Raw genomic sequence first — 12,904 nt, 5'->3', positions numbered from 1 at the left:
CGGCGGCCTTCAACCCTGGCGCGGGGCCTGGGGTCTAAACCAAAATTAAAACCCGCCGCCGGCGCGCGGCTTTGGGTTCCCCCCCGTTCTTCCACCACAACCCGGCCAGCACCCCTTCCAGTTCAGTCGAGCAAGCTCGACGCTACAAACGGGTGCCGGGCAGCGCCCGGCCCGGTATCCTTTCCGTCTGATGTCCGACCTTGTCCACGCCAGCCGCGAAGCACTCAGCGCAGGCGGCGCGCTTGCCTCGCACCTGGATGCCTTCGTCCCGCGTCCGGCACAACTGCGCCTGACCGAGGCCATCGCCGATGCGCTGCAGCAGCGCGACCTGCTGCTGGCCGAGGCCGGCACCGGCACCGGCAAGACCTTCGCCTACCTGGTGCCGGTGCTGTTGTCCGGCCTGCGTACGATCATTTCCACCGGTACCCGTGCATTGCAGGACCAGCTCTACCATCGCGACCTGCCACGCGTGCGCCAGGCACTGGGGGTCGGCCTGCGCAGCGCGCTGCTGAAGGGGCGTAGCAATTACCTGTGCCGTTACCGCCTGCAGCAGGCGCGTGGCGAGCCACGCTTCTCCAGCCCGGAGCAGGCGGCGCAGTTCCAGCGCATCCTGGCCTGGTCCGGTCGTTCCGAACATGGCGACATCGCGGAACTGGAAGGCCTGGCCGATGACTCACCCTTGCTGCCGATGGTTACCTCCACCGTCGACAACTGCCTGGGCACCGAGTGTCCGTTCTGGGATGACTGCTTCGTGGTGCGCGCGCGGCAACGCGCACAGGCTGCGGATGTGGTGGTGGTCAACCATCATCTTCTGCTGGCCGATCTTGCGCTGAAGCAGGAGGGCTTCGGAGAGCTGCTGCCGGGCGCACAGGCCTTCGTCATCGATGAGGCGCACCAGTTGCCTGAACTGGCAGCGCAGTTCTTCGGTGAGGGCTTCGGCATGCGACCCTGGCAGGAGCTGGGCCGGGACTGTCTGGCCGAGGCGCGTGGTGTCGGTGGCGCACAGTCAGCGCTGCAGGCGCCGGTCGATCAGCTGCAGGAGGCACTGCGTGCGCTGCGCTCGGCAATGGATGGCCTGCCATCCCGCGGCACGCAGTGGCGCGCACTGGCGATGCCGCAGGTGCGCGATGGCTTTGATGCGGTGATGACCGGTCTGGTGAGTCTGGAGCAGGCGCTGCAGCCGCTGCGCGAAGCCGCCGCAGGCCTCGATGCCTGCCACGCACGTGCGCGCGAGGCGGTATCGCGTCTGGGGCGCTGGCTGGGCGATGACGAACCGGCGCTTGATTTCGATGCCGACCCTGCGCAGGCGGCGAGCGCCGATGTGCTCTGGTACGAGCTTACCCCGCGCGGATTCCGCTGCCAGCGCACGCCGATGGATGTGTCCGGTCCGCTGCGTGAGCATCGCGAGCGCAGTCGTGCCGCATGGATCTTCACGTCGGCGACGCTGACCGTCGGTGGTGGCTTCGATCACATCGCCCGCCGGCTCGGCCTGGATGATCCGCAGACACTGGTCCAGTCCAGTCCATTCAACTGGCCCGAGCAGGCACTGTGCTACCTGCCCGAAGGCCTGCCCGATCCCGCCGCGCGGGGGTTCGGCACCTCGCTCATCCAGGTCCTGCGGCCGGTGCTGCAGGCCTCGCAGGGCCGTGCATTCCTGCTGTTCGCCTCGCACCGGGCCCTGCGCGAAGCGGCCGAGGCGCTGCGCGATGGGCCGTGGCCGCTGTTCGTGCAGGGCGAGGCGCCACGCGCCACCTTGCTGCAGCAGTTCCGCGATTCCGGCAACGGCGTGCTGCTGGGCTCGGCCAGTTTCCGCGAAGGGGTGGACGTGGTCGGCGAAGCATTGAGCGTCGTGGTGATCGACAAGCTGCCCTTTGCCGCGCCGGACGATCCGGTCTACGAGGCGCGGCTGGAGGCGATCCGCAGCCAGGGGGGCAATCCGTTCCGCGACGAGCAGCTGCCGCAGGCCGTGATCGCGCTGAAGCAGGGCGTCGGCCGGCTGATCCGCAGTGAGAGCGATCGCGGCGTGCTGGTGCTGTGCGACCCGCGGCTGCTCAACCGTGGCTATGGCCGGATCTTCCTCGATTCGCTGCCACCTTTCCGCCGGACCCGCAGTCTGGCCGATGTGCAGTCCTTCTTTGCGCCACAATGGCATCCCGCGACCGATGCTGGAGCGCCGGACGCCCCTGTGGCGGCCACGCACCCCGCCCCGGGTGGCACGTTCCCCCTGTTCTGATCCGACCCGATGAAACTGCTCGCCTTTGAAACCGCCACCGAAGCCTGTTCCGTTGCCCTGCACGTAGACGGGCAGGTCCTGGAACGCTTCGAGATCGCCCCGCGTCGGCATGCCGAGCTGAGCCTGCCGTGGGCCGACGCGCTGCTGGCCGAGGCCGGTATCAGCCGCCGCCAGCTCGATGGCATCGCACTCAGTCGTGGTCCGGGTGCCTTCACCGGGGTGCGCCTGGCGATCGCCCTTGCCCAGGGCATCGCACTGGCGTTGGACCGTCCGCTGCTGCCGGTATCGACCCTGCAGGTGCTGGCGCTGCGTGCGCCGGCAGAAGAAAGGCAGATCCTGTCGGCGATCGATGCACGGATGGGCGAACTCTACGTCGCGCGTTTCGAGCGCGTGGACGGCCTGCCGATGCCGTGCGATGCAGAGCGGGTGTGCGCACCGGCCGCAGTAGCGTTGCCGGACGATCTGTCGGTGTTCGGTGTCGGCACTGGATTCGGTGCGGCCGAGGGCGCGCTGGTCACGCAGCTGGGGGCGGGCCTGCGGGGGTTCGACGCCGCGGCGCTGCCGCGGGCATCGGACGTGCTGGCGTTGGCGGTGCCGGCCTTGGCACGTGGCGAGGGCATCGCGCCGGAGAGGGTGGAACCGGCCTACCTGCGCGACAACGTGGCCTTGACCCTGGTCGAGCAGCAGGCCGCGCGCGAGGCCAAGGCGAAGGCCAACGGCTGAGAGGGGCCGGGATCTGTCAGAGGCGGGGCGGTGTCGGGTGGCGGGGTATCCGCGGCATGGATGCCGCGGCTAAGCCTACACGGACGTACTTGCGGCGTCCCCGCCGCCCGGCACCGCCCCGCCAGGCGTCACTACACTGACCGCCGCTTTTGCTTTTGCTTTTGCTTTTGCTGTTGACGTTGCTGTTGCCGTTGCCTTCAGCGGGTCCCGGGCCCCCGGCCCCGGCAACACCCCCCAAACCGTGGTCGCGCCCTTCGCCCCCGGGCACGAACACCCACCTGCGGGTGACCAGCAGGATGTCGCTTCCCTCCTCGGTACGCGGCAGCGGCGGGAACGGCTGTGCCAGCGTCACCACCCGCAGCGCGGCCTCATCCAGCAGCGGTGTTCCGCTTGAACGCAGGATGCGGCTGCTTTCCACACTGCCATCGCGACGCACGCCAACGCTGATGACCACCTGGCCGCCGAGACGGCGTTGCCGTGCCTCGTCCGGATAGTTCAGGTTGCCCACCTGCTCGGCGCGGTCGACCCAGGCGCGCAGGTAATTGGCATAGGCATATTCGCGCGTGCTGGCCGAGACGAATTTGCGGTTCGGTCGCTTGGCGTACTGCGCCGAGCGCAGGTGGACCTCGGCTGCCAGCCGCGCCATCTCCGCATCGCGCTGCTCGCGTGCGGTCATCGGTGCGTCCGGCACCGGTTCCAGTGGCGTTGGCTGGGCCTGCGCACGTGCCACCGTGTCCTGGCCATTGCGGCTGCTGACCACGCGGGCCTGCGGCGGTGGCACGGGCGCTGCGGATTGCTGCTGCTGTGGCACCGGGCTGACCCCGGCCTGGGCCTGCGGCACGATCCCGGCCTGGTTGTCGCGCGGACGCTGCGCGCGGTCGTGGTCACCGCCGCCTTCCTGGCTGGCGGCGGCCAGGAAGTCCGCCTGCTTCGGCGTCAGCGCGGTGCGGGTCTGGCTGAAGATCACTTCCAGCGTGGGCACCAGTGGGGCCTCGCCCTTCACGGCGAAACCCACCCCCAGGATCAGCAGGACGTGGACCAGCACCGACAGGGTGAGGGTGGCACCCAGCCGCTGCGCTTCGCGCGGCGGCGGTGGCAGGACGGCGGGTGCGGCGGGCATCAGCGCAGGCCGGCCTCGAGCGCGTCGAACAGCGTGCCGGCGATGTTCAGGCCGTACTGCGCGTCCAGTTCGCGCACGCAGGTGGGGCTGGTGACGTTGACTTCGGTCAGGTAGTCGCCGATCACATCCAGGCCAACGAAGCGCATGCCGCGGCGCTTCATTTCCGGTCCCACCTGCGCGGCGATCCAGCGGTCGCGCTCGCTCAGCGGACGGCCTTCGCCGCGCCCGCCAGCGGCCAGGTTGCCGCGGAACTCGTCGCCCTGCGGAATGCGCGCCAGGCAGTAGTCGACCGGCTCGCCGTCAATCAGCAGGATGCGCTTGTCGCCGGCACTGATGTCCGGGATGAACTTCTGTGCCAGCGCCAGCCTGCGTCCGCCATCGGTCAACGTTTCCAGAATCACGTTCAGGTTCGGGTCGCCCTGGCCGCTGCGGAAGATCGAGCGCCCTCCCATGCCATCCAGGGGCTTCAGCACGGCCTGCCCATGTTCCAGTGCGAAGGCCTTCAAGGCCTTGGCGTCGCGGCTGACCAGGGTCGGCGGACAGCACTGCGGGAACAGCAGCGCGGCCAGTTTCTCGTTGTAGTCGCGCAGGCCCTGCGGATTGTTGACCACGCAGGCGCCGGCCGCAGCGGCCACGTCCAGCACCTGGGTGTCGTAGACGTATTCGGCATCGACCGGCGGATCCTTGCGCATCAGCACGATCTGGCCGGGACCGAACTCGGTGCGGGTGAACCCGCCCAGCTCGTACCAGCCGGCGGGGTCGTCGCGGACCCGCAGCGGGGCGGTCTGGGCCACCGCCACGCCACCTTCCAGGGCCAGTCCGCCCGGCCGCACGTAGTGCAGGGCATGGCCGCGGCGCTGGGCTTCCAGCAGCATGGCGAAGGTGGTGTCCTTGGCGATCTTGATGTGGGCGATGGGGTCCATCACCACGATGACGTTCAACGGCATGGGCGCACCTGTCAGGCAAGGCGTTGATGGTAGCGGCAACGCCCGCCGTGCGCCTCCCCGCGGCGATGCAACGCTGCGTCCGTCCCCCGGGCCGCGCACCGTATGCGAACCCCGTCACGTTCAGCCCGGTAGCACGGCCCGCGTGATGGGCCGGCCTTGAAGCGGGCGCGGAAAGTGCGATATAGATACGCTTTCGTAGCGGCCCCCGCCTGAGACCGGGCCGTGCGCTTGGGGATAGGCAATGACTGAAAACACGACTGCGGGCGGGGAACTCGCAGGACTCCGGGTGATGGTCATCGATGATTCGAAGACCATCCGCAGGACTGCGGAAACGCTGCTCAAGCGCGAAGGCTGCGAGGTGGTCACCGCCACCGACGGCTTTGAAGCGCTGGCGAAGATTGCCGACCAGCAACCGCAGATCATCTTCGTCGACATCATGATGCCGCGTCTGGATGGCTATCAGACCTGCGCGCTGATCAAGGGAAACCAGCTGTTCAAGGCGACCCCGGTGATCATGCTGTCGTCCAAGGATGGCCTGTTCGACAAGGCGCGGGGGCGCATCGTCGGGTCGGAGCAGTACCTGACCAAGCCTTTTACGCGCGAAGAACTGCTGGGTGCCATCCGCACATACGTCAACGCCTGACCAGGGGGGAAAGGCACAATGGCTCGTATCGTCCTGATCGAGGATTCACCGACCGACCGCGCGGTGTTCACCCAGTGGCTGCGCCGTGCCGGCCACGAGGTGCTGGAAGCGGACAACGCCGAGGATGGCCTGCAGCTTGTCCGCGACCAGGTGCCGCAGCTGGTGCTGATGGACGTGGTCCTGCCGGGCATGAGCGGTTTCCAGGCCACCCGGGCGATGGCCCGCGACGCCGCGACCCGGCACATCCCGGTCATCATCGTCAGTACCAAGGCGATGGAGACCGACAAGGCGTGGGGGCTGCGCCAGGGTGCGGCCGACTACATCGTCAAGCCGCCGCGCGAGGATGAACTGATCGCGCGGATCAACGAACTGGTGGCCTGATGCGCTCGCCTTTCGACATTCTCGAAGCCTACGAACGGCGCAGCCTGGCCCATGCGGTGCAGCTGCCGGGCCGGCAATTCGTCCAGGACCTGTGGCGAGGCGTCGGCTATCGCGTCGGCCAGCGCCGGCTGGTGTCCGATTTCCGCGAAGTGGTGGAGATCGTGCCGATGCCGCCGGTCACGCCCGTGCCCTGCGCGCAGCCCTGGCTGCTGGGCGTGGGCAACCTGCGCGGCAACCTGTTCCCGGTGGTCGACCTGAAGTACTTCCTGGAAGGCACACGCACCGTGCAGCAGGAAGGGCAGCGCGTGCTGATCATGCGCCAGGCCGGCGGTGACGTCGCACTGACCATCGACGAACTGTTCGGCCAGCGCAGCTTCGAAGCCGACCAGCAGATCGAGGCCGGCAGCCTGGCCGAGGGTCGTTACGGGCACTTCGTCGAGCGCGGTTTCCATGCTGACGGCCAGGACTGGGGCGTGTTCTCGCTCTCGCTGCTGTCGCGCACTCCTGAATTCCGGCAAGCCGCGGCCTGAGGCCGGGCATCGCCCCCTGCACTGAAGATCGAGGTTGAACGATGAGTACTGCTTCGGACGCCACCAAGACCGGCAAGCTTCGGCTGGGCGGCAGCAACCTCTGGCTGGCCCTGCTGCTGGCATCGATGATCCTGTTCGGCGTCAATACCGGCGTGGCGACCTGGCAGGGCAGCCGCCTGGCCGATGCCGGTTCCAAGGCCGCGGACCTGCAGGTGCTGTCGCAGCAGCTGGCCAACCAGGGGCGTGACGCGGTGGGCGGCAATGCCCAGGCGTTCACTGCCTTCAAGGCCACCCGCAACGCGATCGAACAGAATGTCTCGACGCTGCAGGGGCGCTACGGCAAGGAACCGGGCGTGTCGCGGGCGATCTCGACGCTGGGTGAAACCTGGGCGCCGCTGGGCAAGCATGCCGGGCAGCTGGTTGCCAGCGAGCCGGCGGTGCTGGCCCTGGCCGGCAATGCCAACAACTTCACTGGCGCGGTGCCGGGGCTGCAGGCGCAGCTGAACGAGGTGGTGCGCGCGATGTCGGCTTCGGGTGCGCCGGCCGCGCAGGTATACAGCGCGCTGCAGCAGGTCGTGGTGGCCGGCTCGATGGCCCGACGGGTCACCGAAATGCGTGCGGGCGGCTCTTCGGCGGCCGCCGCGGGCGACGCACTGGCGCGTGACATCACCGTGTTCTCGCAGGTGCTCGACGGCCTGCGCAACGGCAACGAGGAACTGGGCATCACCGCAGTGCGTGGCCCGGCCGCCGTGGCCGCGCTGGAGCAGTCGCACACCCAGTGGCAGGCGATGAAGGCCGATGCCGATGCGATCCTGGCCAGCTCGCGCCAGCTTTTCGCCGCGCAGTCGGCGGCCACCGCGCTGGGCCAGGGCTCGGCGCACATGCTGGATGACAGCCGCAAGCTGTTCGAAGCCTTCTCTTCGTTCGGCTCGGTGTCCGATACCCGCCTGTTCCCGAACTTCTGGATCGGTGTAGCGTCCGGTGCGCTGTCGCTGATCGCGATCATCGGTTTCGTCTCCACCAACGTGCGCAGCCGCTCGCGTGAGCAGGAGCTGCGCTACCAGACCCAGGTGGAGTTCAACAGCCGCAACCAGCAGGCGATCATGCGCCTGCTGGACGAAATCTCCTCGCTGGGCGAGGGCGACCTGACCGTCAAGGCGTCGGTGACCGAGGACATGACTGGCGCCATCGCCGACGCGATCAACTACGCCGTCGACGAGCTGCGCCACCTGGTGACGACCATCAACGACACCTCGGCCAAGGTCGCGCTGTCCACCCAGGAAACCCAGGCGACGGCCATGCAGCTGGCAGAAGCAGCCGGCCACCAGGCCAACCAGATCACCTCGGCCTCGGACCGCATCGGCGAAATCGCAGCGAGCATCGAGCAGGTTTCGCGCAACTCGGCCGAATCGGCCGACGTGGCACAGCGCTCGGTGGTGATTGCCGCCGAGGGGGCCGGCGTGGTCCGCGAGACCATCCAGGGCATGGACCAGATCCGCGACCAGATCCAGGAAACTTCCAAGCGCATCAAGCGCCTGGGTGAGTCGTCGCAGGAGATCGGCTCGATCGTGGAACTGATCAACGACATTTCCGAACAGACCAACATCCTGGCATTGAATGCAGCGGTGCAGGCCGCGTCGGCGGGCGAAGCGGGCCGCGGCTTCGCGGTCGTGGCCGACGAAGTGCAGCGCCTGGCAGAGCGCACATCGGGCGCCACGCGCCGTATCGAGAACCTGGTGCAGGCCATCCAGGCCGATACCAACGAGGCCGTCACCTCGATGGAGCAGACCACCGCTGAAGTGGTGTCCGGTGCACGTCTGGCCGAAGACGCCGGCACGGCACTGACCGAGATCGAGCGCGTGTCCAATGCACTGAACACCCTCATCAAGAACATCTCCATCGCGGCCCAGCAGCAGTCCGCAGCCGCGTCGGACATCACCCGCACGATGGGCGTGATCCGCCAGATCACCGGCCAGACCTCACAGGGTGCCGGACAGACCGCGGAGTCGATCGGCCACCTCGCGCAGCTGGCTGCCGACCTGCGTCGTTCGGTCGCCGACTTCAAGCTGCCGGCGTGACGCGGGCAGGGCGAAGAGCAAGGAACCCGTCGATGAAGCATTTCCATTCCCCACGCCAGATCCAGCGCGGCCTTCGCGCGGCGGCGACCGGAGCCTGTCAATGAGCACTCTGCGCGATGCGATGAGCCACGCAGCGCTGGGTTGGGTCAAGCCCGAGCTGGACGAGACCCTGCGCCAGGTGCGCAACGAGGTCGAGTACTACGCCGAGGATCCGTCCGATGCCAGCCGCATGCGTATCTGCGCCGGCCACCTGCACCAGGTGCAGGGCACCCTGCGCATGGTCGAACTGTACGCCCCGGCAATGGTGGCCGAGGAGCTGGAGCAGCTCGCCAATGCGATCGGCAGCGGCCAGGCGTCTGATCGTGACGAGGCCTGCGCCACGCTGATGCGCGGCAGCGTGCTGCTGCCCGACTATCTGGAGCGCCTGCAGAACGGCCACCGCGACATTCCGATCGTGCTGCTGCCGCTGCTCAATGACATCCGCGCCGCGCGCGGTGCGGCCGGCATCAACGAGAGTGTCCTGTTCGCGTTCGCTCCCGACAGCGTCACCGCCACCGAAGCCGAGCTCGACCATGCGCGCGGCAGCCTGAGCGGGCGCAACCGCGAACTGCTCGATACGGTCGGCAGCGCGGTGAAGGAAGAGCTGCTGCGCATCAAGGATGCGCTGGACCTGCATCTGCGCACCGGCGGTGCAGCAGAACAGCTGCAGACGCAGGCCGACGAACTGGGGGCCGTGGCCGATACGCTGGGCATGATGGGCCTGGGCGTGGCCCGCGGCGTGGTCGTGCAGCAGCGCGACGCACTGCGCGGCGTGGTCGAGGGCCGCCAGCAGATCGACGAGAACCTGTTGCTGGACATCGCCGGCGCGCTGCTCTACGTCGATGCGTCGCTGGATGACCAGGTTGCCCATCTGGGTGCGGATGGCAGCGGCGAGGATGACCCTGCCGCCGTGGAAAACCGCCGTACCGTCGAGGTGCTGGCACACGAGGCCATCGCCAATTTCGCTGCGGCCCGCGAGCACTTTGTCGCGTTCATCGAAACCAGCTGGAACCACGCGGAACTGCAGGACGTGCCGCGCCTGCTCGGCGACGTCGCCGGTGCACTGCGGATGCTCGACCTGGGGACTGCCGCCGACTACCTGCGCGGCGTGCAGCAGTACATCGACGCCGAGCTGATCGGTCGCCGGCGTGTGCCCAGCGGGCGCCAGCTGGATACGCTCGCCGACGCCATGGCCAGCCTGGAGTACTACCTCGAAGCCCTGCGTGATCGTCGTCCGGGCCGTGAGGACATTCTGGAGATCACCCGCAGCAGCCTGGAAGCGCTGCGCTACTGGCCGCTGCCGGAGCGCGCCGCGATCGACGAGGCGCCGCAGGGCGTGCAAGCGGTCGAGCGCGAGGCGGTAGACCTGCAGGTGATGCCATTGCAGCCCGGCCACGTCGACATCGATGTGAGCACGGCCGCGCCCGCCGCCGGCAGTGTGGCTGCCGCCCTGCCGGACTTCGTCTTCGATCCGCCGCTGGCACCGCCAGTGACCGACAACGGGCTGATGTTCGGTGGGTTGTCGGTACCGGTCGCGGTACCCGGGACGACGCCCGATGCCGGTAGCTCGCTGGTGTTCGCCGCGTCCAGTGCACCGGCCCCGGCCGTGCCGCAATGGGACCTGGCTGCTGTGGAGGTCGGTGCCGGGTACGCGGATGATGCACATGCGCCGGCCTTGGCCAGCGACGAAACGATCGATGCGATATCGGCCGAGGTGCCGCAGTGGACGCTGTCCCAGGTGGACGACATGGCGGATGCACCGTCGGTCTCCGGCGACAACACGGTGGCGTTCGCGTCCGGATCCGGTACACCGGACATCACGTCGGCGCCGGTATTCGATCCGGTGGCCGCCGAGCATGGCGCCGCGGACGTGGCGGCTGATGAGGTCGTATTCCGTTTCGACGCCGGTGCACTGGACAACGCCGACGACGTGCTGTCCTTGCATGCGATGGAAACGCTGGTGCTGGAAGACGAAGCAGACCTGCATCCGGTGCTGGACAGCGTTGATGCGGAGCCAACGGATCCGGTCACCCTCGCCGCGGACGCGTCGCCTGCCGCAGATGCAGCACCGGCGGTGGCCCTGATCGAGATCGACACCATCGCACCGATCGATTTCAGCGAGGCCGATGCCCGGTTCTTCGCTGAACTGAGCGCCGCCGCGGAGGACTTCAACCCGCGGGCGATGCCATCGGCCGCCGACGCGCCGGTCGCGATCACGGCTGCGTCCGAAGCGGGCTTCGATGCCGGCTTCGACGATGATGCGGAGAACATCGACGAGGACATCCGCGAGGTGTTCCTGGAAGAGTTCGACGACGAGCGTGCCAACCTCGGAACGCTGCTGCCGGCATGGCACGCGCAGCCGGACAATCTGGACCGGCTGCGGCCGATCCGCCGCATCTTCCACACCCTCAAGGGCAGCGGCCGCCTGGTCGGTGCGCGGACGCTGGGCGAGTTCGCGTGGAAGATCGAAGGCATGCTCAACCGTGTGCTTGACGGCAGCCGTCCGGCCACGCCGGCCGTGCTGGCGATGGTTGATCACGCGCATGCCGCCTTGCCGCAGCTGAGCGACGCACTGCGTCATGGCCAGCGCATCAGTGTCGATCTGCAGGCGATGCAGGCCGTCGCCGATCGCGTGGGTGCCGGCGAAGAGACGTTCTACGTGCCGCTGCCGGCTGCGGCGCCCGCACCGGTGGCGCCGGCGGCGGAAGAGGGCGAGGACGAGATCAGCCGCATTCTCGAAGCGGAAGCGGCGACGACAGCCGACGCCGGGAACGCGACCGCGGTCGAGGGGACTCCGGCCAATATCGACAGCGTGCTGCGCGAGATCCTCGAAGCCGAGGTGGAGGTCCACCAGGCAACCCTGCAGGCGTGGCTGCGCTCGGCGCAGCAGGCACCACAGCCGGTGAGCGATGCGCTGCTGCGCGCCGTGCACACCATGAATGGGGCCTTCGCGATGACCGAGGTGCCGGAGATCACGGCGGTCACGGGCGGCGCCGAATCCTATATCAAGCGGGCCCTGGCCGCCGATGTGGTGCCGGGCGACGACGGTGTTGCTGCGCTCGATGCGACCGCGCAGGCCATTACCGCGACCATGGAAGCATTGCAGGCGGAGCAGCCGCGCATTGCGCCTCAGCCTGCGCTGGTACAGCGCCTGCAGGCCCTGGCCGGCGAACTGCCGGAAGCGCGCTGGCCGCTGGTGGGGCTGGATGACGAAGAGGCGCTCGCGACCGATGGAGAGCCTGCGCACGAGGTGGACGCGCAGCTTCCTGCCGATGCGCAGAGCGACATCGACGCCGAAATCAACGCCGGGATCGACAGTGCACCTGCTGACACCCATGACGTGCCCGCAGCCGATCCGGCGAAGGACGGCCTGGACGTGGGCGAGCTCACGGCCAGTGATGACCTTTCGCGCTACTTCGACGCCGGTTGGCCGTCGCTGGGCGCTACCGGGCAGGAGGCGGCGGCCACGCTGCCACCGGTCGCGGCCGCTGCCGATGAATCCGCAGCGGTCGTGTCGCCGGTGGTCGCCGATGCGCCCCCCGCGCTGGCCGAAGACGCCGCGCTGACAGGCGCGGATGACCTGTCGCCGTACCTGGACGCCAGTGCGCTGCCGGTCGATGACCGTGATGCGGATGAGGCGGCGGACGCCGCCGCGTTCACCGAAACGATCGACCTGAATACGTCGTGGGATGACGTGGAAGGGTTCGATGCGGGTGATGACGCTGCTGCACTGCCACTCGACAGCACGCTGTCGAGCCTGCAGGATGACATGGCTGCGCCGGGTTTTGCGGAACCGGTCACATTGGAAGCTGCGCTCGAGGCCGGCCTGCATGTGATCGACGAAGAGCAGACTCCGGCCGACGACGGGCAGTGGTCCGTGCTCGGCCTGCAGGCCAGCGAACTCGCGCCGGGCGAGGCAGAGGCCTTCGCCGAGGATGCGGACGTCGGCGGGGAGACGGCGGTCGGTGAAGGAGAGAGCGCCGACCCGCCGTCCCCGGCGACGGTGAATGCCGGGGAGTCCCTTGCAGAGCCTGCGGTCGATCCGCAGCCGGCCGCCGCGCTGCCGTCACCGTTCTTCGAGATGGAAGACGCGCCGGGCCAGGGCAGCGGCGCTGCCGGACCGGGCGGTTCCACGCCGGTCGAGGGTCCTGTTGCCGAAGATGACGTGCCGGCGCACCAGCCGATCGAGCCGATGCCGGAACCGGAACCG

At 68.6% G+C, this 12,904-nt stretch carries 7 protein-coding genes and 2 pseudogenes; 7 read left to right on the top strand and 2 right to left on the bottom strand.

From position 1 onward, the window contains the following. Nucleotides 1-190: 190 nt before the first annotated feature. Nucleotides 191-2,233 carry a DNA repair helicase YoaA gene (yoaA, locus tag ACVOMM_RS16690; RefSeq protein ID WP_481526516.1) on the top strand — a complete coding sequence of 681 codons (2,043 nt, stop codon included), beginning with the start codon at nt 191-193 and terminating at the stop codon, nt 2,231-2,233. 9 nt (nt 2,234-2,242) lie between these two features. Further along, complete coding sequence (gene tsaB, locus ACVOMM_RS16685) at nt 2,243-2,956, top strand: tRNA (adenosine(37)-N6)-threonylcarbamoyltransferase complex dimerization subunit type 1 TsaB (RefSeq protein WP_065174785.1); 714 nt, start codon at nt 2,243-2,245, stop codon at nt 2,954-2,956. A gap of 244 nt (nt 2,957-3,200) precedes the next feature. Here tsaB and ACVOMM_RS16680 read toward each other — a convergent pair. Together ACVOMM_RS16680 and gshB are read right to left on the bottom strand one after the other, a co-directional pair. Next, nucleotides 3,201-4,076 (bottom strand): annotated as a pseudogene (locus ACVOMM_RS16680) (TonB family protein); the annotation flags it as partial. Beyond that, nucleotides 4,076-5,023, bottom strand: a complete 948-nt coding sequence (gene gshB / locus ACVOMM_RS16675) for a glutathione synthase (RefSeq protein ID WP_065174786.1) — start codon at nt 5,021-5,023, stop codon at nt 4,076-4,078. The pseudogene ACVOMM_RS16680 and the gene gshB, both read right to left, overlap by 1 nt. Before the next feature lie 241 nt (nt 5,024-5,264). On the opposite strand from gshB, the gene pilG reads away from it, so the two are divergent. From pilG to ACVOMM_RS16650, 5 genes and pseudogenes are all read left to right on the top strand, one after another. Continuing rightward, entirely contained in the window at nt 5,265-5,666 is a 402-nt protein-coding gene (pilG, locus tag ACVOMM_RS16670; RefSeq protein ID WP_005418455.1) for a twitching motility response regulator PilG, read from the top strand. Nucleotides 5,667-5,684: 18 nt separating this feature from the next. Beyond that, a complete protein-coding gene (locus ACVOMM_RS16665) occupies nt 5,685-6,047 on the top strand; it encodes a response regulator (protein WP_053518925.1) in 363 nt (120 codons plus the stop codon). Beyond that, a complete protein-coding gene (locus ACVOMM_RS16660) occupies nt 6,047-6,577 on the top strand; it encodes a chemotaxis protein CheW (RefSeq protein ID WP_053518924.1) in 531 nt (176 codons plus the stop codon). The genes ACVOMM_RS16665 and ACVOMM_RS16660 overlap by 1 nt, the downstream gene beginning before the upstream one ends. Nucleotides 6,578-6,618: 41 nt before the next feature. Further along, complete coding sequence (locus ACVOMM_RS16655; RefSeq protein WP_481526515.1) at nt 6,619-8,655, top strand: methyl-accepting chemotaxis protein; 2,037 nt, start codon at nt 6,619-6,621, stop codon at nt 8,653-8,655. Between the two features lie 100 nt (nt 8,656-8,755). Beyond that, nucleotides 8,756-12,803 (top strand): annotated as a pseudogene (locus tag ACVOMM_RS16650) (Hpt domain-containing protein); the annotation flags it as partial. Nucleotides 12,804-12,904 lie beyond the last annotated feature (101 nt).

The sequence above is a fragment of the Stenotrophomonas sp. STEN009 genome, assembly GCF_056760395.1.
Note: the sequence above shows the minus strand (reverse complement) of the source record. Positions and strands in the feature narration are given on the sequence as shown.

Excerpts from the sequence above, each read along its gene's own strand:
- tsaB (WP_065174785.1), top strand. The coding sequence starts at position 2,243 with ATGAAACTGCTCGCCTTTGAAACCGCCACCGAAGCCTGTTCCGTTGCC.
- pilG (WP_005418455.1), top strand. The coding sequence starts at position 5,265 with ATGACTGAAAACACGACTGCGGGCGGGGAACTCGCAGGACTCCGGGTG.
- gshB (WP_065174786.1), bottom strand. The coding sequence starts at position 5,023 with ATGCCGTTGAACGTCATCGTGGTGATGGACCCCATCGCCCACATCAAG.
- ACVOMM_RS16660 (WP_053518924.1), top strand. The coding sequence starts at position 6,047 with ATGCGCTCGCCTTTCGACATTCTCGAAGCCTACGAACGGCGCAGCCTG.
- ACVOMM_RS16655 (WP_481526515.1), top strand. The coding sequence starts at position 6,619 with ATGAGTACTGCTTCGGACGCCACCAAGACCGGCAAGCTTCGGCTGGGC.
- yoaA (WP_481526516.1), top strand. The coding sequence starts at position 191 with ATGTCCGACCTTGTCCACGCCAGCCGCGAAGCACTCAGCGCAGGCGGC.
- ACVOMM_RS16665 (WP_053518925.1), top strand. The coding sequence starts at position 5,685 with ATGGCTCGTATCGTCCTGATCGAGGATTCACCGACCGACCGCGCGGTG.